We start from the raw sequence: 19,891 nt of genomic DNA, 5'->3' as shown, positions 1-19,891 counted from the left end.
AAGATGGCGCGTTTTTTTATTGATCGGCCCATTTTCGCATGGGTGATCGCTTTGATTATTATGCTGGCCGGTGTGCTTGCCATTCGCGGCTTGGCCGTCGAGCAGTACCCGCCTGTGGCTCCGCCGGCAATTACGATTTCGGCGCAATACCCAGGTGCAGCGGCTAAAACCGTGGAAGACTCGGTAACTCAAGTTATCGAACAAAAGATGAAGGGGATCGATAAGCTGAGGTATATCAGCTCAAGCAGCGATGAATCTGGCTCTGTGAGCATTACCCTGAGTTTTGAAGCCGATGCAGACCCAGATATTGCCCAAGTGCAGGTGCAAAATAAACTGCAACTGGCGTTGACCCAATTGCCGCAGGAAGTGCAGCAACAAGGGGTGACGGTTACCAAGTCGTCATCGAGCTTTCTGATGGTGGTTGGTTTTGTTGCCAAAGATGGCAATATGACGAAAACCGATCTCGCCGACTATGCAGCTGCCAATATCATTGACCCGATCAGCCGGATTAACGGCGTAGGTAATGTGCAACTATTTGGTGCGCAATATGCGATGCGTATCTGGGTTGATCCTAACAAACTGGCTAGCTACAAACTCACCACTCAGGATGTGATTGCAGCGATTAAAGCTCAAAACGCTCAGGTGTCGGCCGGTCAGGTCGGTGGGATGCCTGCATTACCGGGGCAGCGCATTAATGCTGCGATTATTGCCCAAAGTCGACTGGAAAGCCCCGAGCAATTTGGCCGTATTTTGCTACGGGTTAAAGCGGACGGTGGCCAAGTGCGCCTGTCAGACGTTGCCCGGGTAGAGCGCGGAGCTGAAAGCTATGACGTAGAAAGTCGCTTCAATGGTAAACCAGCCGCTGGTATTGGTATTAATTTGGCAACGGGTGCTAATGCGCTGGAAACGGCGAAACTGGTTCGCGCCAAAATGGCTGAAATGCAGCCATATTTCCCGGCGGGTATGGATGTTGTGGTGCCGTATGACACCACCCCATTTGTGAAATTATCGATTGAAGAAGTCGTTAAAACGCTGGTTGAGGCCGTAATTTTGGTGTTCTGCGTGATGTATCTATTCTTGCAGAATTTCCGTGCTACGTTGATTCCAACCATTGCGGTGCCTGTGGTGTTGCTAGGTACTTTCGGGGTGATGGCGGCGTTTGGCTTTTCGATCAATACACTAACCATGTTCGGGATGGTGCTAGCCATTGGTCTGTTGGTCGATGACGCCATTGTGGTGGTGGAAAACGTCGAGCGGGTGATGAGCGAAGAGGGCTTAAGCCCAAAAGAAGCCACCCGCAAATCAATGTCGCAAATTACTGGCGCGCTGGTCGGGATTGCGCTGGTGCTGTCAGCCGTATTTGTGCCGATGGCATTCTTTGGCGGTTCAACTGGGGTGATTTATCGCCAGTTTTCGATCACTGTCGTGTCTGCGATGGCGCTATCTGTGCTGGTCGCGCTAACGTTAAGCCCAGCGCTGTGTGCCACTTTGCTCAAACCTTTACCTAAAGGTTCGCATCATGGCCAAAGTGGTTTCTTCGGCTGGTTTAATCGCAGTTTTGAACGGCTGAATCAGCGCTACCAAAATACCGTGAGTGCATGGCTGTTGAAGTCCGGCCGCTATGTTGTCGTGTATTTATTGCTGGTTGGCGTGATGGTTGCGATGTTTATGCGCTTGCCGACGTCGTTCTTGCCCGATGAAGATCAAGGTATTTTGTTCACACAGGTGATGTTGCCTGCAGGATCAACGCAAGAGCAAACCATCAGTGTGTTGGACAAAGTTGAGAAGCACTTTTTGGTTGATGAAAAAGCCAATGTGGCATCGATTTTTACCGTGGCTGGTTTCAGCTTTGGTGGTAGCGGGCAAAATGCCGGTATCGGCTTTGTGATGCTAAAAGATTGGTCCGAGCGCCACGGAAAAGACCAGCACGTTCAGGCCGTGATGGGGCGTGCCTATGGCGCGTTTGCCCAGATCAAAGAGGCGATGGTGTTTGCTTTTGCCCCGCCTGCAGTGATGGAGCTGGGTAACGCTTCGGGCTTTGATCTGCAGTTACAAGATCGTGGCGGTGTAGGGCATGAAAAGCTCACCGAAGCGCGCAATATGCTGCTGGGGATGGCGGCCAAAGACCCAAATGTGGTCGGTGTACGTCCCAATGGTCAGCCCGATTCAGCGCAATTGCTGCTCGATATTGATCAGGAAAAAGCCAGTGCTTTGGGCTTATCAATTAGCGAAATCAATCAAACGTTGTCCGCGGCTTGGGGCTCTGCGTATGTGAATGATTTTGTCGATCGTGGCCGAGTGAAAAAAGTGTATCTGCAGGCAGATGCGCAATTCCGGATGAAGCCCGAAGACCTTAATCGCTGGTATGTGAAAAACGCCAGTGGTCAGATGGTGCCGTTCTCTGCGTTTGCGACCAGCCGTTGGGATTATGGTTCGCCGCGTTTGACGCGCTACAACAGCGTACCGTCGATGAATCTGCAAGGGCAGGCGGCACCCGGTAAAAGCTCGGGCGATGCGATGAAGGCCATGGAAGCGATGATTGCCAAATTGCCACCCGGCATTGGCTATGAGTGGAGTGGTTTATCACTGGAGGAGCGTGAAGCCGGTGCGCAAGCGCCAGCGCTGTACGCCTTATCTTTGCTGATTGTGTTCTTGTGTCTAGCGGCGCTGTATGAAAGTTGGTCGATTCCATTCTCGGTGATGCTGGTGGTGCCATTGGGCGTGATCGGTGCGCTAGCGGCGACGATGGGGCGTGGCTTGAGTAATGACGTGTACTTCCAGGTGGGTCTGCTAACGACGATTGGTTTGTCGGCGAAAAATGCCATTCTGATCGTCGAGTTTGCCAAAGAGCTGGTCGATGATGGCATGGAGCTGATGGCCGCAACCTTGAAGGCGGTACGCATGCGCTTGCGCCCGATTGTGATGACTTCACTGGCCTTCGGATTTGGTGTCTTGCCATTGGCTTTAGCGGGTGGTGCCGGCTCGGGGGCGCAAAATGCGATTGGTACTGGCGTCTTGGGTGGCATGCTGACCGCGACTGTGTTGGGGATTTTCTTCGTTCCCGTCTTTTTTGTTCTGATTAGCCGCTACTTCTCGGCTAGCCGCTATCGTGCGGCTGAACCTAATAAGGAGCCACGTTAATGACGCGCTCACTGATTTCAATTGCCATTCTGGCAATACTTTCTGGCTGCACGAGCCTTGCGCCTCAATACGAGCGCCCGGCGAGTGTAGTGCAAGCTGAGATAAATAATGGGTATGCGCCAGTCGCTAATGCGAATCAAGAGTTGCAGCCATATACCCAGTGGGAGCAATTGTTTACTGAACCAGCACTGCAAAACCTGATTCGTACTGCTTTGGCCAATAATCGAGATTATCGCGTGGCGGCACTGAATATCGAGAAAGTGCGGGCGCAGTATCAGATTAATCAGGCTAGCCGCTGGCCGACGATAGGGCTGAATGCCGGTAGCAATGTCCAAGGCAAAACCAGTGGTAACAGTAATATCAATCGCCAGTACAGCGCGACCGTGGGCTTGACTAGCTATGAAATCGATTTGTTTGGCCGGATTAAAAGTTTAAACGATGCCGCGATGGCGCAATATCTGGGCTCCCAAGCGGCGCAGCAGAGCCTGCGGCTGAGTTTGATTGCTGAGGTCGCCAATGCGTATTATAACTTGGCGGCAGATCAGGCCAACTTCAAGCGTGTGAGTGCCACCTTGGCCAGCCGTGAGCAATCGCATGCGCTGATCGAGCGCCGCTTCGCAGCCGGAATTATTGGTGAGCTGGATGTGCAACAATCGAAAATTGCGCTCGAAACTGCGCGTAGTGATCGGGCGCGTTATCAAGCTTTGATCGTGCAGGATCAAAATGCGCTGCGTGTTTTGTTGGGTAGCGAACTGCCAGTCACTGATTTGCCCACTGATTTTGCCCTTGCTACCGCTAACCCAGTTTTACCGAGCCAGCTTAAATCGGAAGTATTGCTGCGTCGGCCGGATGTGCAGCAGGCCGAGTTAGCACTGCAAGCGGCCAATGCCAATATCGGTGCGGCGCGCGCGGCGTTTTTCCCGAGTATTACGCTCACGGCCAATACCGGCTTTGCGAGTAATAGTCTGTCGAATTTATTTCAATCAGGTAGCGGGATGTGGTTATTTGCGCCACAACTGAACCTGCCCATTTTCGACGGTGGGCGCAATCAGGCCAACTTAGATATCGCTAACGCTGAGCGGGATATTGCGCTGGCCAATTACGACAAAGCGATTCAAACCGCATTTCGTGAAGTGAGTGATGGCTTAACGCAAGCGAGCAGTGATCAGGATCGCGTGAAAGCGCAGCAGGCACAAGTAGCTGCCGCGCAACGTGCATTTGATATTGCCCAAGCGCGATACCAGAAAGGCGTAGCTGCCTATCTGGAAGTGTTGGAAAGTCAGCGCTCGTTGTATTTAGCCGAGCAGACGTTCAATACACTTAAATTGCAGCAAGCACAAAATCTGGTCAATGTGTATAAAGCCACTGCCTTGTATTGAAACAATACGCGTAAAACTAGAGCGTCGAAAACCGGGCACGAGTGGCCCGGTTTTTTTATGTGGCTAGCACTCTAGATTAATGTATAGCCAGCTAAATAAGGCTAATCATAGCTTTTTTGGATATACCCTAGCTAGGTTGCGGTTCGAGCAGCTTAATACGCTCAATAATAATTTGTTTTTCATCGTCGCTGGCTTTTGACCAACGGCGTAGCTCGTCCAGTGTGCGCTGGCAGCCAATGCAATATTGGCCCGCGGCATCGAGCTGGCATAACTTAATACAGGGGGAGGCGATCGTCATCCGGTGTTTCCTTGCGTCAGGCGCGCATTGAAGCTGAAATTGGGCATAAATGCAATCGAGAATCGCCTGCATTTCTTGCCTTCTGTCTACTTGAGACTTAAAACACAGTGTTGCTCAAGGAGTGTGTGATGACGATTAAAACGAAACTGATGGTTTTAAGCGCAGGTCTATTGCTGCTAATGATGGTGATGGGCGTATTGGCGTTGCAGGGGCTGGAAAAAACCAATGCGGCATTTGAGACCACCTATAGCGATCGTATTTTGCCGCTGGCGCAATTAAAAATCGTCGCAGATCAGTACGCCGTCAATATCGTAGATACGACGCACAAGGCCAATCATCAAACATTAAGCCCAGAAGCTGCACAAAAATTAATCCGCGATGCTCAAGCCAAATTGCAAACCGAATGGCAGGCCTATAGCGCCACCGAAATGACCACAGATGAAGCTGCCATTGTGAAAGAAACGCTGACCCGTATGCAGGCGGCTGACCGGGAGATTGATCGCGTAGAGCAAATACTGGCACAGAAAGACATGGAAGCGCTAAATCAATTTGCGCGTACTGCACTATACCCAGCCATTGATCCGGTGTCGGCCAGCATCTCCAAATTAGTGGATCTGCAATTGAGTGAGGCGAAAAATAATTTCGAGCTGGCACAGCGCAATTTTGCAAGCACCCGACAGCTAACCATCGGTTTTATCGTCTGTGCCGTATTGTTTGGCGCGCTGTTTTCGGCTTGGGTGATTTGGGGCATGAGCCGGAAAATTAACGCACTGCGTGATCAGCTCAATCGTGCCACCGAGCATCAGGATTTAACGGTGCGCGTAGCCGTGAGTGGGAGCGATGAAATTGATACGATTGCCATTGCCTACAATCAGTTGGCGGGCAAAATGCAGTCGCTGGTGACAAATGTGGCTCAGGCGATTGATACGGTATCGCGCGAGACTGAAAACTTAGCCAGTAGTAGCGATCAAGTCTCCAAAGCCTCGCACCTCGGGGCTGAGTCTACTAACTCAATGGCGGCCGCAGTAGAGCAAATGACCGTGGCAATTAGCCACGTCGCCGAAAATGCCGACGATGCACGCCATATGGGGCAAGCCATGCTGCAGCGTGTTGCCGATGGTGGGGCGCGTATTGAGAAAACCGTGGCAGAAATTCGCAATATTGACCACGAAGTGGCCGATGCCGCCAGCAAGGTGGCGATGTTGGGTGCTGATGCCAATAAGATTAGTTCAGTAGTCGGTGTGATTAAAGAGGTGGCCGAACAAACCAATTTGTTAGCTCTCAATGCGGCAATTGAAGCGGCGAGGGCGGGTGAACAAGGGCGGGGTTTTGCCGTGGTGGCCGATGAAGTGCGTAAACTGGCCGAGCGCACCGCAGCGGCAACTGTAGATATTCAGCTCATGGTGAGTCGTATCGATGAAGCCAGCAAGCAAGCGGTGAATGCCAGCAATGCGACCGTACAACGAGCCCATGATTGTGCAATTGTGGCCGATGAAGCAGGGATGGCGATTGCAGAAATTAATCTCGATGTTGAGCGCGAAGATCACGCCATCCGCAATATTGCCGATGCTCTGAATGAGCAAAAAGCAAGTACACAATTGATTGCCCAGCAGGTGGAAGTGGTTGCGCAGATGACCGATGAAAATACATCGGCAGTACAAAGCATGAGTCAGTCTGCCCAGCTGCTGGAAAAAATGACGCAAAATTTGCGCAGTGAAGTGAATCTATTTTGTTATCGCGCTGGGTGAGGCAATGTGTGTTCGGTACGAAAAAAAGCCGCAGCAAAGCTGCGGCTTTTTACGATACGGATTTGATTTAGCAATTTAAGACTTGCGGTTTTTTTCGCGGTCCTGCTGTTTTTTAAGTTCTTTGGCCTGGCGGTGTGCTTCGGCGGCGCGTGCTGCATCGCTGCCAATATGGGCTTCACCACGTTCTTGTGCTAGACGGACTTGTTTTTGACGCTCTGAAAATCGTTGTTGTTGCTCGGGGGTATGCTTGCCAAAGCAATGTGGGCAGCAAGCGCCAAGGATATACTGCTCGCTTTTTTTATCCGCTTCGGTCAGTGGCATGCGGCAGGCATGGCATTGATCGTATTGGCCTTTTTCGAGTTTGTGGTTCACCGCCACGCGCTCGTCAAACACAAAACACTCGCCCTCCCACATCGTGTCTGCTTCGGGCACTTCTTCCAGATATTTCAGAATACCGCCTTCTAGGTGGTAGACCTCTTCAAAACCTTGCTCTTTCAAATAGGCGGTTGATTTCTCGCAGCGGATACCGCCGGTGCAAAACATCGCGACTTTTTTGTTTTTCGCCGGATCAAGGTTTTGCTTCACATAGTCGGGAAACTCGCGGAACGTCTCGGTTTTCGGGTTGATCGCGCCCTTAAACGTGCCGATCTGTACTTCATAATCGTTACGTGTATCGACTAACACGACGTCTGGGTCAGAAATCAGTGCATTCCAGTCTTTGGGTTTGACATAGGTGCCCACCACACGGCGCGGATCGATGCCTTCGACGCCCATCGTCACGATTTCTTTTTTCAGCTTCACCTTGCTGCGGTGAAACGGCATTTTGTCGTCATAGGAAAACTTGGCGACGATATTGTCCAGCCCTGTTTGTTTGTCCAGCCAAGCCAGCAGTGCATCGATGCCTTGTTGTGTGCCCGCTACCGTGCCATTAATACCTTCGAGCGCCAGCAGTAAAGTACCGCGAATGCCGTTGCCCAGCATTTGATCGAGCAGCGGCTGGCGCAACTCGACGTAGTTTTCCAGCGATACAAATTTATATAAAGCACACACAACGATTTGAGACATGTCCACAACTCCTCGCCAGTTCGGCAAAACCTAGTACGCCTAACAGCTGTACCTAGGGTGGGGGATTTTTAAGCAGGCGCAATTATACGAGTAATATTGAAAATCGCTATCAGTTAATCGGCTTAGTACATAGCCTATACCCCAAGTGCTGGGAGCCGCCACACAGCAGTAAGGATGATATTGGGGGGCGCTGCGTGGGCTTAATGCGACAGTTTTAGCTGTTTTGCCGCCAGTAGGAACAGAACGGCGCTTCTGCTTTGTGTATTCCCGCTTGGGGTATTAAGGTATGGATATCGGTTAAATACCCAAAGTATGCTCGTGCCATGAGGCTGTTTTCGACACTATTTTCCCGCTTTAAAGCTCGCTGGCACCGGCAATGGCCGTGGTGGCTCGCGTACAGCCTGGTTTTGCTGGTACTGGGGTCTTTGGCATTTTATGTTTTACAAAATGACCGTAAAACCCAATTAGCGCGCGAGGCGGCATATGCACAAGATTTGCTCTGGCAAGAGCAGGAGCTGCGTGTTCGGCTGCAAAGCAATCAGAATGCGCTGGAAAGCTTGGCGTATTCCTTGGCATCCGATGCCATTGATCTCGAAGAGTTTCGAGTCCGCGCAGATTTGCTCATCAAAAATAACCCGGAAATTTTGGCGCTGGAATGGGTCGATGCCAATGGGTTTTATATTGGCGGTATGCCCAAGTTTACGCATCGGCCACCCGAGCTTGTGCCATTGAATGACCCTAAATTAGTCGAAGCCATCGATGGGGTGGCGACCTTAGGTTACCCACTGTATTCAAATGTTGTGATGCGTCATGAGCCCCTGATGATGCAAATGGTGCCGGTGTTTCGCTTTGCCAGCTATGACGGTGCCGTGATGGCCACTTATAGCCTTGAGCGCATGTTGCAGCATCGGGTGCCATGGTGGTTGGTGCAGCGCTATCAATTGCAATTGGTCGATTCGCAAAATCGCGTGCTGGCGCCCAGCGAGTTTCATAGCAAGCTTGAGGGGGCGGATGTGCGTGAAATCGCTTTTGGCAATATGGGCTCAGGAGTGCGCTTATTGGCCAAACCGCTAAAAACGCCTTCGCGCTTTGAAAATGCGGGCTGGCTGGTGCTGGTTGTCTTGCTGATGGCGCTGCTTATCTGGGCTTTAAAACTGCTGCGCTTACGAATGCAAGAGCGGCAGATGGCCGAGATTGCGTTGCAGGATGAAATTTTGTTCCGCTCCGCGATGGAGAATTCCTTGGTGACCGGTTTGCGGGCCACCGACAAAGAAGGGCGCATTATTTATGTGAATTTGGCCTTTGCCAACATGGTCGGCTGGAGTATGGAAGAGCTCAAAGGGCAAAAAGCACCGTTGCCATTTTGGGCTCCTGAGGCGCTGGCCCAATGCGATGCCGCGTATCGCGCGATACTGGCTGGGCAAAACCCGCACAATGGCTTTGAGCTGCGCTATATGCGCAAAAATGGTGAGCGTTTTGATGTGCGTCTGTATTCCTCGCAACTGGTCGATGGTAAGGGCGAGCACCGTGGTTGGATGGCATCGATTAATGATATTACCGAGCTGAAACGTGACCGCGAAGCGCTACAGCAATCCCGTCAGCAATTGCGGACCGTCTTAGAAGGGCTAGATGTGGCCGTATGTGTGAGCGATGTTAAAAGCGGCGACGTGCTGTATCGAAATCGCAAGCACCAAAAATGTTTCCCGATAGAACATTTGGTGCATCAGGCCGAAGGGGCAAGCTACTGCTGGGTTTCTTGGCGTAGATCTAATGGGTATCAGCCTGGAAGTTATGAATTTGAAGACTTGGATGTAATTACAGGTCGGGAGTATCAAATAGGTCAGCGCTATGTGGACTGGCTGGATGGCCGTGCTGCCTTGTTGGAAATCTGCGCGGATATTACCGAGCGCCGGCAAGCGGAAGAAGAAACCCGCTTACGTAATGAACGCCTGCAGCACACCGCACGCTTGGTTAATATGGGTGAGTTAGCCTCCAGTCTGGCGCATGAGCTGAACCAGCCTTTGGCTGCGATTGCCAGCTATAGCACTGCCTGTGAAACCATGTTGTATAAAAAAGAGCCACCGCTGGGTAAGGTGCAGGAAACCCTAGTCAAAATGACCGAACAGGCACGCCGCGCAGGGCAAATTATTCGCGGCATACGGCAGCTGGTGGTCAAACGTGCTAGTGAGCAAGCCCCATGTACCTTGGCCGAACTCATCGACATCGTGGTACCGCTGCTCAATCCATTAGCGCAAACCATGAAAGTTAAAATCGAGGTTGCATTGCCTGAGCCAAGCCCGGTGGTGATGGGGGATGCAGTGATGCTAGAGCAAGTGCTGCTTAATTTAATCAAAAACGGTCTAGAAGCCATGGCCGAGACGCCTGTTGCGCAGCGCAGCTTGACGATTACAGCTCGTTTGGTGGCCGAAGGCGTAGAGCTGCGCATTGCTGATCGCGGCTGTGGGGTCGCCGATATGAATCAACTATTTCAGCCGTTTTACACCACCAAATCTGAAGGGATGGGGATGGGGCTGAATATTTGCCGCTCGGTCATCGAGCAACACAAAGGCCATCTATGGGCCGAAGTTAATCCCGGCGGCGGTACGCAAATGTGCTTTCGCTTACCTACAATCTATCTAGACGACATTGTTTATTGAACGGAGTGCAAGTCCATGAAAAGCAACCCCATCCCTATGGTGGCAATTATCGATGATGATGAAGCGGTACGTGATTCACTCAGTTTATTGCTGGAGACCGAAGGCTGGACTGCGCTTAATTACCCTTCTGCGGAAGATTTTCTAGAAGAAGGCGACGCCAGCCGCTTTGCCTGTTTGATTGTCGATGTGCGTATGGATGGTATGAGCGGTTTGGAATTATTTACCGAGCTCAAGCAAGGCAACTATCTGCCACCCGTGATTTTTCTTACTGGTCATGGTGATGTGCCCATGGCGGTCAATGCCCTCAAAGATGGTGCGATGGATTTTATGCAAAAGCCTTGCGATCAGCGCGAGCTGCTAGCGCGGGTTAATGAGTGCATTGAAAAAGACATTGCCCGGCGTGGTGCTACGGCCCATCAGCAAAAAGTGAGCGAATTGGTCGCCGAGCTAACACCACGCGAGCGAGATGTGCTCAAGGAGATCATGCTTGGTAAATTGAACAAACAAATCGCCGACCGCTTGGATATCAGTACCAAAACCGTGGAAGTTCATCGTGCACGTATTTTTATCAAAATGAAGGTGCATTCTGCGATGGAACTTGCCGCAATGTTGAAAGAAATCCCAATGGATGAATTGCTTGGCTCTTAAATTGTATGCTTTGCTTGTATCTCTAACAAAAAGCCCATTGCTGGGCTTTTGTGATTTTTAAGTCCTTATTTTTACGGCTAATATTTCAATCTTGTCAGAAAAAGACTCTGAATCTGAATTGGTCTATAAGGGTATAACCCTAGGGCGTCAGCCTGACAGGAGATTACCTGATTTCGAGCAATGTGTAGTGTGCGTATTCTGACTACAACCGGAGCGGAGTGAACCGTATTCGGCGCGATAAAAAACCATTGGAGATTCGATAATGCGCAACTTGAAATTGGGTTTGTTGGCCACCAGCATGGCGCTGGCTTTTTCTGTACAAGCTGCTGAAGTAGAAGTTCTACATTACTGGACTTCAGGTGGTGAAGCCAAAGCCGCTGCCGAGTTGAAAAAAATGATGGAAGGCAAAGGCAATAAATGGAAAGACTTTGCCGTAGCGGGTGGTGGCGGTGAAAATGCGATGACCGCCTTGAAAACCCGCGTGGTTTCGGGTAACCCACCAGCTGCAGCACAAATCAAAGGCCCATCGATTCAGGAGTGGGGTGACGAAGGCGTATTAGGCTCGATTGACGCGGTGGCCAAAAAAGAAGGCTGGGATAAAGTATTGCCGCCTGTTGTTTCCAATGTGATGAAGTACAAAGGCCAATACGTGGCAGCACCAGTAAATGTTCACCGCGTAAACTGGTTGTGGGTTAACCCAGAATTGCTCAAGAAAGCCAATGCCAAAGTTCCAACTACTTGGGACGAATTCTTCGTTACCGCTGCCGCATTGCAAAAAGCGGGTATTCAGCCTTTAGCCTACGGCGGTCAGCCATGGCAAGATAGTACGGTGTTTGAATCAGTGGCACTGGGCGTCGGTGGTGTGGACTTCTACAAAAAAGCCTTTGTTCAGCTCGACTCAGCCACTTTATCCGGCCCCACGATGATTAAAGTGCTCGAGACCTACAAAAAACTCAAACCATTTACCGACAAAAATGCAGCAGGCCGCGAGTGGAATCTGGCCACTAGCATGGTGATCAATGGCAAAGCGGCAATGCAGTTTATGGGCGACTGGGCCAAAGGTGAGTTCCTCGCTGCTGGCAAAGTACCAGGCAAAGATTTCTTGTGTGTGGCAGCACCTGGTACAGCGAATGCCTTTACCTTCAATATCGACAGCTTTGCGATGTTCAAGTTAAAAGATGCTTCAGCAGTGAAAGGTCAGAATGATTTGGCCAGCACCTTGATGAGCCCTGCGTTCCAGGAAGTCTTTAACTTGAACAAAGGCTCGATCCCTGCGCGTACTGATTTGGCAATGGATAAATTTGATGAGTGCGGCAAAAAATCTGCCGTGGACTTCAAAGCGACCGCAGCCAAAGGTGGCTTAGTGCCATCGTGGGCGCATGGTATGGCGATGAAATCGGCCACCCAAGGCGCGGTTTATGATGCCGTTACTCAGTTCTGGAATGACGACAAAATGAGCGCCAAAGATGCGGCAATGAAATTGGCTGCAGCAGCAAAAACTAAATAAATCCACTGAGTAAAGCCCTTGCTCATCCCATACGACGGATGAGCAAGGTGCCCTGCAATTTGTTGTGTCTGTGTGAATGAAACGTCTGCGGCAGAACGATCCCACTTCCACCGCGCGCATTCCCGTCACTCGTCGGTCTTCGCGCATGTGCTGTGCGTTCCAAGCTGCTGTCATTCGTTGACGGGTATTCAGTTTTATCTTTGGGTTTTCTAGGAGTTCCCCATGTCTACGCCGAACGCCCATTATGGGTTTGCCGAGCGCTGGCTGCCGCGCCTTGTTTTAGCGCCATCCTTTTTATTAACGCTGGTTTTTCTTTACGGCTTTATCGCGTGGAATGGCTATTTGTCGTTCACCAATTCACGCCTCTTACCCAATTACGAATGGGCTGGCTTGGTGCAATACGCCACCTTGTTTGAAAACGAACGCTGGTGGGTGGCTGTACGTAATTTGGGCGTCTTTGCCGTACTGTTTATTGGTGGTGCAATGGCTATCGGCATTACTTTGGCCATTTTGCTCGACCAAAAAGTCCGTGGTGAAGGTGCTATTCGCACGCTGTATCTCTACCCAATGGCACTGTCATTTGTGGTGACCGGCACCGCGTGGAAATGGATGCTTAATCCTGGCTTGGGTCTGGAAAAGCTGATGCACGACTGGGGCTTTACTAGCTTTACTTTTGACTGGTTGGTCAATTCGGATATGTCGATTTACACCGTGGTGATTGCGGGTCTGTGGCAGTCATCCGGTTTTGTGATGGCTTTGTTTTTAGCAGGGCTACGTGGCGTCGATGATTCGATCATCAAAGCGGCACAAATCGACGGCGCTACTCTACCGCGTATTTACTGGAAGATTATCCTGCCGGCACTGCGCCCGGTGGTGTTTTCTACGCTGATGATTTTGTCGCATATCGCGATCAAGAGCTTTGACTTGGTGATGGCGCTAACTGGCGGCGGCCCGGGCTTTTCGTCTGATTTACCCGCGACCTTTATGTATTCAATGGCGTTTACCCGTGGCCAGACTGGTCTGGGTGCGGCTAGCGCGATGATGATGCTGGCGACTGTGGCAGCCATTGTCGTGCCGTATTTGTATTCGGAATTAAGGAAAGATCATCATGGCTAATACTGATCGGATTTGGCGCTTTGCGCTGTATGGGGCCTTGCTGTTTGCCGCCGCATATTACTTGCTACCCCTATATGTGATGGTGACTACCTCCGTAAAAAGTGTTGAGGAAATTCGTGCAGGCAATTTGCTTTCGATGCCCATGGCGGTGACTTTGGATGCCTGGAGCAAGGCGTGGAGTACTGCGTGTACTGGCGTCAGCTGTAATGGCCTGTCGGGCTACTTTTGGAATTCGGTGCAAATGGTGATTCCGGCGGTGGCGATTTCGACCATGCTGGGCGCAATTAATGGCTATGTGTTATCCAAATGGCGCTTTTGGGGCTCGGAAGTGGTGTTTGCGATGATTCTGTTCGGCGTGTTTATGCCGTTTCAGGTCTTGCTATTGCCGATGGCACAAACTCTGGGCATGTTTGGCCTGGCTAATACTACGGCGGGCTTGGTTTTTGTCCACGTAGTGTGCGGCACGGCTTCTACCACGCTATTTTTCCGTAATTATTACGTGGGTATTCCGGATGAGCTAATCAAAGCGGCACGGCTCGATGGCGCGGGTTTCTGGCGGATTTTCTGGCGCATTATTTTGCCGATGAGTACGCCGATCATTATGGTGACCTTGATCTGGCAATTTACTCAAATTTGGAATGATTTCCTGTTTGGTGTGGTGTTTGCATCGGGTGATGCACAGCCGATTACGGTGGGGCTCAATAACCTGGCCAATACCTCAACCAGCGTGAAGGAATACAACGTCGATATGGCCGCCGCGCTGATCGCCGCCTTGCCCACGATTTTGGTCTATGTGTTTGCAGGTAAGTATTTCGTGCGTGGTCTGACCGCTGGAGCGGTAAAAGGTTAAGGGTATTGCTCTGTAGGGTATTGAATATATTTTCTACAGGGTAATACATCACTAATGTATATAAAAATGGGCCTGCTGCATCGAGTCATCGATACGCTGAGCCATTAAAAATGTGCACAGGCACGCTGGAGAATCAACATGGGCGCATTAGCCATTAAAAACGTCACCAAAAGTTTTGGCGATACCCACATTTTAAAAGGCATCAATATTGATATTGAGGCCGGTGAGTTTCTGATTTTGGTCGGCCCCTCGGGCTGCGGCAAATCAACGTTAATGAATATCATCGCCGGGCTGGAGCAAGCGACATCGGGCGAGGTCTGCATTGCTGATCGTGTGGTCAACAATGTCGCGCCTAAAGATCGGGATATTGCGATGGTGTTCCAAAGCTATGCGCTGTATCCAACGATGAATGTGCGCCAAAATATTGCATTCGGCATGGAAACGCGCGGCGTGCCTAAAGCTGAGCAAAATGAAATCATCAATCGCGTCGCCAAAATGCTGCAAATGGATCATTTGCTCGATCGTAAACCATCGGCTTTGTCCGGTGGTCAGCGCCAGCGGGTGGCAATGGGTCGTGCTTTGGCGCGGGATCCAAAATTATTTTTGTTTGATGAGCCGCTATCGAATCTGGACGCCAAGCTGCGCGTCGAAATGCGTGTAGAGATCAAGCAACTGCATCAACGCCTAAAAACCACGATCGTGTATGTGACACACGATCAGATTGAGGCGATGACGCTGGGCGACAAAATTGCCGTGATGAAAGACGGTATCATTCAGCAATTTGGCTCGCCGCAAGATATTTACGAACGCCCAGCTAATCTGTTTGTTGCTAGTTTTATTGGCTCACCATCGATGAACTTTATCCCGTGCCATTTGGTACAGCAGGGGGAGCAAATCGGCGTGACTTTACAAGGCAATGGCGTGCCGCAGTTTATTGCGCTATCAGATCGCCCTGAGTTGAAAGATCGGGTCGGCCAAAAAGTGATCTTGGGTGTGCGCCCTGAACAGTGGGATGTCGAACATAGTGAGCACGCATTGCAATGCGCAGTAAAAATCACCGAGCCAACCGGCCCCGACACAATGATTTACAGCGAGGTCAATGGTGTCGAAATGATTGCGCGGGTGCATCCCCGTGCAGCTACCGCACCAGGCACTTCACTGTCCTTGATTCTGGATGTGAAAAAAGCGGTGTTGTTTGACCCCGAAACCGAATTACGAATTGCCTAGTATTGTTCGCAGCTTCAAATCAAAAGGCCCGCAGACGCGGGCCTTTTTTATGCTGTGCTATACCCAAATATTGCGTCGTCGTGGGCAGCTGACTTGTGGGGGGAGCCATTCGATTTGAGCTGCTTCTAAGGCGCTTTGAGCGCCCAGTTGCAGCAGCACATGCGCAAAATCTCCGGTTAAAGGGCAATTAAGGCTGATTTTTTGCTGGCTACGGGGATGGGTAAAAGCTAGGCCGGTGCATGCAAGCAACAGTCGATCGACTTCGAACGCTTCCGCAAAGGCGCGATTATGCCGCCCTTTTCCATAAGTGCTATCGCCGATAATTGGATGGCTTAAATGTTTTAAGTGGCGACGGATCTGATGTCGACGTCCGGTAATCGGTGTGAGTGCCAATAGGGCATAACGACTGGTCGGATATTTATCCACTGCCCAATCGAGGCTAAATTGCGCCAAACGCTGGTATTGGGTGGTAGCCTGCTGTGGTGCTTTGTGATCGATCGGCGTGCGTGGATCTACATCATCCTGACGGATCGACAAGGGGTGGTCTATTACTCCAGCCTCGGCTGGCCAGCCACGTACTAAGGCCAAATAGCGTTTATCGACCTGCCGTGTTGCAAAAGCATCACTCATCAACCGCGCCATCTCGCTATTGAGCGCAAAGAGTAATGCACCCGAGGTCGCTTTATCTAGGCGGTGAATAGGGTAAACATGCTGGCCAATTTGATCACGTAATTGCTGCAATGCAAACTCTTTTTCGAAGAAGTCGAGTTCGGTTTTGTGAACCAGCAAATTACTAGGTTTATTGATGGCGATCAGTTCATCGTCGCGATAAAGGATAGAAAGCATATTTGAGTTGATTAAAGGTGTTTTGTGTCAGCAATTGCTGTGTTATTCTGAATTCTTGCTTAAGGATTGGAATGACTAATGGAAATCGTCGTTAATCAAACGATCTATAAATGCGGACATGCGCACCCGATTCTGCCGTACGATGAGCGCAAAGAACATTTCGCAGAGCTTGTAGAAACAGGCAAAGCCTTCCTATGTCCGCAATGCTGCCGCACTGAATTTAAATTGCTCGAACTGAAGTGCGAAGCTTATGCTAACTTGCAACAAATGTCGCCTGAGATGTGTGCATTTGTGATTGAAGTGACGCGTGTAATCAGTCCTTTAAGTGAGATTTTGGCGCTAAATGACTATCAGCAACGTGCGCCTTCAATTGATGAGCTTACCCCAGGTGGTGACCCGCTAGATTTGCCTCATGCGGTATGGCGCAAGGAATTTTGGTTTGCCAATAACACTAATCCGGTACATGTCGTGATGCTCATGGAACATGTTAAGCAAGAAATTGATTGGCTGGCGAGCTATATGCCATCAGGAAAATCTGCGGCCCACTTTGGTCAATTTGTTGGCATGTGAGCAGTTGACCTATCTGATAATGATAAATAAAAACGGCGCCTATGGCGCCGTTTTTGTCTGCCACTCAATTGTGTCTTCAGGCTGGAAAAAGCTGTTGCCATAAGGTTTGCACGGCCGCCAATTGGGGCTCAATTGGGGCAATCATAGCCAAATCCAATGCGGTACCATTGAGTCTGTGTCGGTGTTGCAAGCGCCGTAGTTCACGATAAGCGGTGCGTGCTTGCTCAGCCGCGTCGGTACTCAGGAGTGTATGTTTGGCGGCGACATCTAATAACGCAATATTGCCGCTATTGGCTGTGAGTGCAGGTATTTGGGCCGAATAGCCCAAAATTAAAAACTGCACAATGAATTCAATATCTACAATACCGCCGCGCCGATGTTTTACATCGCTGGCCAATGCCGGATGAGTTTCCAGCATTTTATTGCGCATATTGAGCACCTCGGCTTGTAAATCGGGCACATTCCGGTTCGAGCATAGGACTTGATGACGGATCTGTTCAAAGGCGGCCCCCACTTGCCGATCCCCTGCACAATAGCGGGCGCGGGTAATGGCCTGGTGCTCCCAAACCCAGGCAGATTTCTGTTGATACTCTGCAAAGGCTTCTACTGTTGAAACCAGTAAACCAGACGAGCCATTCGGTCGTAAGCGCAAATCAATATCATACAATTGTCCGGCGCTAGTCATTGAGGTGAGCCAATTGACAATACGCTTGGCTAGCCGAGCATAGATGTCGGCCGCACTAGGGTGGTCATCATCATATAGATAAACAATATCCAGATCCGAGGCGAACCCCAACTCTTTGCCGCCGAGTTTACCGTAGCCGATGATGGCAAATGACGGATGCTCACGATGCTTATTGGGCAAATCTTGCCAAGCTTGCTCGAGCGCAACATTCAAAATCAAGTCGGCTAGGTCGGATAAATGATCAGATAATTTTTCTAGCGGCAGTAACTCGGCTAAATCTTGCGACACCAAGCGGAATATCTGCGAATGCTGAAAATGGCGTAGGCAATCCATCCGTGCCTCAACATCATCAGCCAGCTCCTGCATTTCGTGTCGCAATAATCGCCCCAATTTTTCCCAGTCGGGTACTTGATGTAATAAGCGAATATCTAATAATTCATCCAGCAAAATCGGATGTCGGGTTAGGTATTCGGATACCCAAGGGCTGGCGCTATATAGGCTGGCCAGTCGTTTCAGGGTTTGTGGATGCTCGGCTAGTAAGGCCAGATACGACTCCCGACGGCTAATGGCATCGAGTAAATCCAGCAGCCGCATTAAGGTGGCATCCGGCTTATCAAATTGCGCGGTGGTGCTAATTAGGTTGGGCAAAATGCTATCTAAGCGGCGCCGGCAGCGATCAGGCATTTGCCGGTATTTACTGCTGTCTTGCATCGCGGAAAGGCGACGCTCAATTTCTGCTGCTTGCTGGTAACCTAGCTGAGTGTAATATGGTGTATTGCCTTCACTAAAAGCATCAATCTGCTCTTCGGCTTTATTCCCCTGGGGGGTATTTTGATCAGGTTGCAGAAATACTTCTTCAAAGTGTTTACTTACGAGGTGGCGATGCGCATCGAGTTGAGCACGGAATTCATCCCAATTGGCAAACCCCATACTCAATGCTAGTCGCTGTTGGTCTTCGCTGTTGCCCGGTAGCATCTGAGTTTGTGCATCATCCAGATACATAATCCGGTGCTCGACATCGCGCAAGAACACATACGCCGCTTGCAGTTCAGTAACGACCTCATCGGGTAAATGACCTTGCTCAGCCAGCTGTGCCAAGATCTGCTGGCTGGCGCGTGAACGCAGGGTTTTGTTACGCCCCCCCCGTATTAGCTGGAAGACTTGACCAATAAACTCGATCTCGCGAATACCCCCTGGCCCCAATTTCACATTGTCGAGCCGATCTTTGCGTTCGACTTCACGGCGAATCTGGCTGTGTAGCTCGCGCATCGACTGATAAGCACCGTAATCCAGATATTTGCGATACACAAACGGTGTGATCAGATCCATTAAGCCCTTCACGCTAGCCTCGTCGCCAGTGAGCGCGCGGCCTTTGATCCAAGCATAGCGCTCCCACTCACGCCCTTGGGTTAGCAGGTAGTTTTCTAACGCGGCAAAGCTGCAGACTAATGGGCCCGAATCGCCAAAAGGCCGCAAGCGCATGTCAACGCGAAATACAAAGCCATTGGCATCGGTGTCGCCAATCAGGCGGATCAGCCGTTTGCCGATGTTGACGAAATATTCATGGTTGCTGATTTTGCGCCGACCATTGGTTTCGCCATCTTCGGGATAAATAAAGATCAGGTCGATATCGGACGAGACATTGAGCTCACGCCCGCCCAGTTTGCCCATGCCCACCACAATTAGTTCTTGTACCGTGCCGCTTTCCTCGCCGATGGGTTGACCAAAGCGCTCATCAGGCTGGCTTACCCACGCCAATGCGCGTTCAATCGCGACCTCGGCTAGATCTGAAATGGTGTGCATGGCTTCGGTCAGGTCGGATAAACCATTGATCTCGCGCACGATCAGACGGGCCATGACTGCTTGCCGTAGTTGTCGCAATTGCAGGCTTAGTGCTTCATCGCTAGTGGCAGGATTGGCCTGGAGCTGTTCCAGCATGGCCTGCCGCGTAAATGGCTGCTGTGCTTGCTCCACAGTAAGTTGCGCCAATTGTGGGTGGCAAAGAAACAGTCTTTGCAGATAACGGCTATGCGCTTGCGCTGCAACAAGGAGAGGTTGAGGTTCTAGAAGCTGATCTGTCATGGCATTTACTCAATTTTTCTTGGTTTTAAGTCGTGCATTGCAGCTGTTTTGCGCCGGAATTCAAGGTAAAAT

14 protein-coding genes are annotated in these 19,891 nt (G+C 50.6%); 10 read left to right on the top strand and 4 right to left on the bottom strand.

Going from position 1 to position 19,891, the window contains the following annotated elements:
* Positions 1-3 precede the first annotated feature (3 nt).
* Both HZU75_RS01795 and HZU75_RS01790 read left to right on the top strand, forming a co-directional pair.
* Complete coding sequence (locus tag HZU75_RS01795) at positions 4-3,141, top strand: efflux RND transporter permease subunit (RefSeq protein WP_180307511.1); 3,138 nt, start codon at positions 4-6, stop codon at positions 3,139-3,141.
* On the top strand, positions 3,141-4,520 hold the full coding sequence (locus HZU75_RS01790; protein WP_180307510.1) for an efflux transporter outer membrane subunit: 1,380 nt from the start codon (positions 3,141-3,143) through the stop codon (positions 4,518-4,520). The genes HZU75_RS01795 and HZU75_RS01790 overlap by 1 nt, the downstream gene beginning before the upstream one ends.
* A gap of 127 nt (positions 4,521-4,647) precedes the next feature.
* On the opposite strand, the gene HZU75_RS01785 is transcribed toward HZU75_RS01790, so the two are convergent.
* Positions 4,648-4,818 carry a DUF1289 domain-containing protein gene (locus HZU75_RS01785; RefSeq protein WP_180307509.1) on the bottom strand — a complete coding sequence of 57 codons (171 nt, stop codon included), beginning with the start codon at positions 4,816-4,818 and terminating at the stop codon, positions 4,648-4,650.
* 128 nt (positions 4,819-4,946) lie between these two features.
* On the opposite strand from HZU75_RS01785, the gene HZU75_RS01780 reads away from it, so the two are divergent.
* The gene (locus HZU75_RS01780) at positions 4,947-6,566 is read left to right on the top strand and encodes a methyl-accepting chemotaxis protein (RefSeq protein ID WP_180307508.1); all 1,620 of its coding nucleotides are present in this window, start codon (positions 4,947-4,949) and stop codon (positions 6,564-6,566) included.
* Between the two features lie 75 nt (positions 6,567-6,641).
* Here the strand turns inward: HZU75_RS01780 and trhO are convergent, their stop codons facing one another.
* A complete protein-coding gene (gene trhO / locus HZU75_RS01775) occupies positions 6,642-7,631 on the bottom strand; it encodes an oxygen-dependent tRNA uridine(34) hydroxylase TrhO (protein WP_180307507.1) in 990 nt (329 codons plus the stop codon).
* A 323-nt stretch (positions 7,632-7,954) separates the two neighbouring features.
* Here trhO and HZU75_RS01770 point away from each other — a divergent pair, with 323 nt between their 5' ends.
* From HZU75_RS01770 to HZU75_RS01745, 6 genes are all read left to right on the top strand, one after another.
* On the top strand, positions 7,955-10,288 hold the full coding sequence (locus HZU75_RS01770; RefSeq protein WP_180307506.1) for a PAS domain-containing sensor histidine kinase: 2,334 nt from the start codon (positions 7,955-7,957) through the stop codon (positions 10,286-10,288).
* Between the two features lie 15 nt (positions 10,289-10,303).
* Complete coding sequence (locus tag HZU75_RS01765) at positions 10,304-10,936, top strand: response regulator transcription factor (RefSeq protein ID WP_180307505.1); 633 nt, start codon at positions 10,304-10,306, stop codon at positions 10,934-10,936.
* A gap of 262 nt (positions 10,937-11,198) precedes the next feature.
* Positions 11,199-12,443: an ABC transporter substrate-binding protein gene (locus HZU75_RS01760; protein WP_180307504.1), complete on the top strand. Its 1,245-nt coding sequence runs from the start codon at positions 11,199-11,201 to the stop codon at positions 12,441-12,443.
* Positions 12,444-12,665: 222 nt separating this feature from the next.
* Complete coding sequence (locus HZU75_RS01755; RefSeq protein WP_180307503.1) at positions 12,666-13,559, top strand: carbohydrate ABC transporter permease; 894 nt, start codon at positions 12,666-12,668, stop codon at positions 13,557-13,559.
* Positions 13,552-14,409, top strand: coding sequence for a carbohydrate ABC transporter permease (locus tag HZU75_RS01750; RefSeq protein ID WP_180307502.1), 858 nt, complete (start codon positions 13,552-13,554; stop codon positions 14,407-14,409). The genes HZU75_RS01755 and HZU75_RS01750 overlap by 8 nt, the downstream gene beginning before the upstream one ends.
* A gap of 138 nt (positions 14,410-14,547) precedes the next feature.
* Complete coding sequence (locus HZU75_RS01745; RefSeq protein ID WP_180307501.1) at positions 14,548-15,636, top strand: ABC transporter ATP-binding protein; 1,089 nt, start codon at positions 14,548-14,550, stop codon at positions 15,634-15,636.
* 57 nt (positions 15,637-15,693) lie between these two features.
* Here the strand turns inward: HZU75_RS01745 and HZU75_RS01740 are convergent, their stop codons facing one another.
* Entirely contained in the window at positions 15,694-16,482 is a 789-nt protein-coding gene (locus HZU75_RS01740; RefSeq protein WP_180307500.1) for a pseudouridine synthase, read from the bottom strand.
* 78 nt (positions 16,483-16,560) lie between these two features.
* Between HZU75_RS01740 and HZU75_RS01735 the strand changes: the two genes are divergently transcribed.
* On the top strand, positions 16,561-17,052 hold the full coding sequence (locus HZU75_RS01735; protein ID WP_180307499.1) for a hypothetical protein: 492 nt from the start codon (positions 16,561-16,563) through the stop codon (positions 17,050-17,052).
* A 76-nt stretch (positions 17,053-17,128) separates the two neighbouring features.
* On the opposite strand, the gene glnE is transcribed toward HZU75_RS01735, so the two are convergent.
* Positions 17,129-19,819, bottom strand: a complete 2,691-nt coding sequence (gene glnE, locus HZU75_RS01730; RefSeq protein ID WP_180307498.1) for a bifunctional [glutamate--ammonia ligase]-adenylyl-L-tyrosine phosphorylase/[glutamate--ammonia-ligase] adenylyltransferase — start codon at positions 19,817-19,819, stop codon at positions 17,129-17,131.
* Positions 19,820-19,891: the final 72 nt, after the last annotated feature.

The sequence above is a fragment of the Chitinibacter fontanus genome (genome assembly GCF_013423785.1).
In the GTDB taxonomy this organism is placed as follows: domain Bacteria; phylum Pseudomonadota; class Gammaproteobacteria; order Burkholderiales; family Chitinibacteraceae; genus Chitinibacter; species Chitinibacter fontanus.
This window is presented reverse-complemented; position numbering and strand designations above follow the sequence as displayed.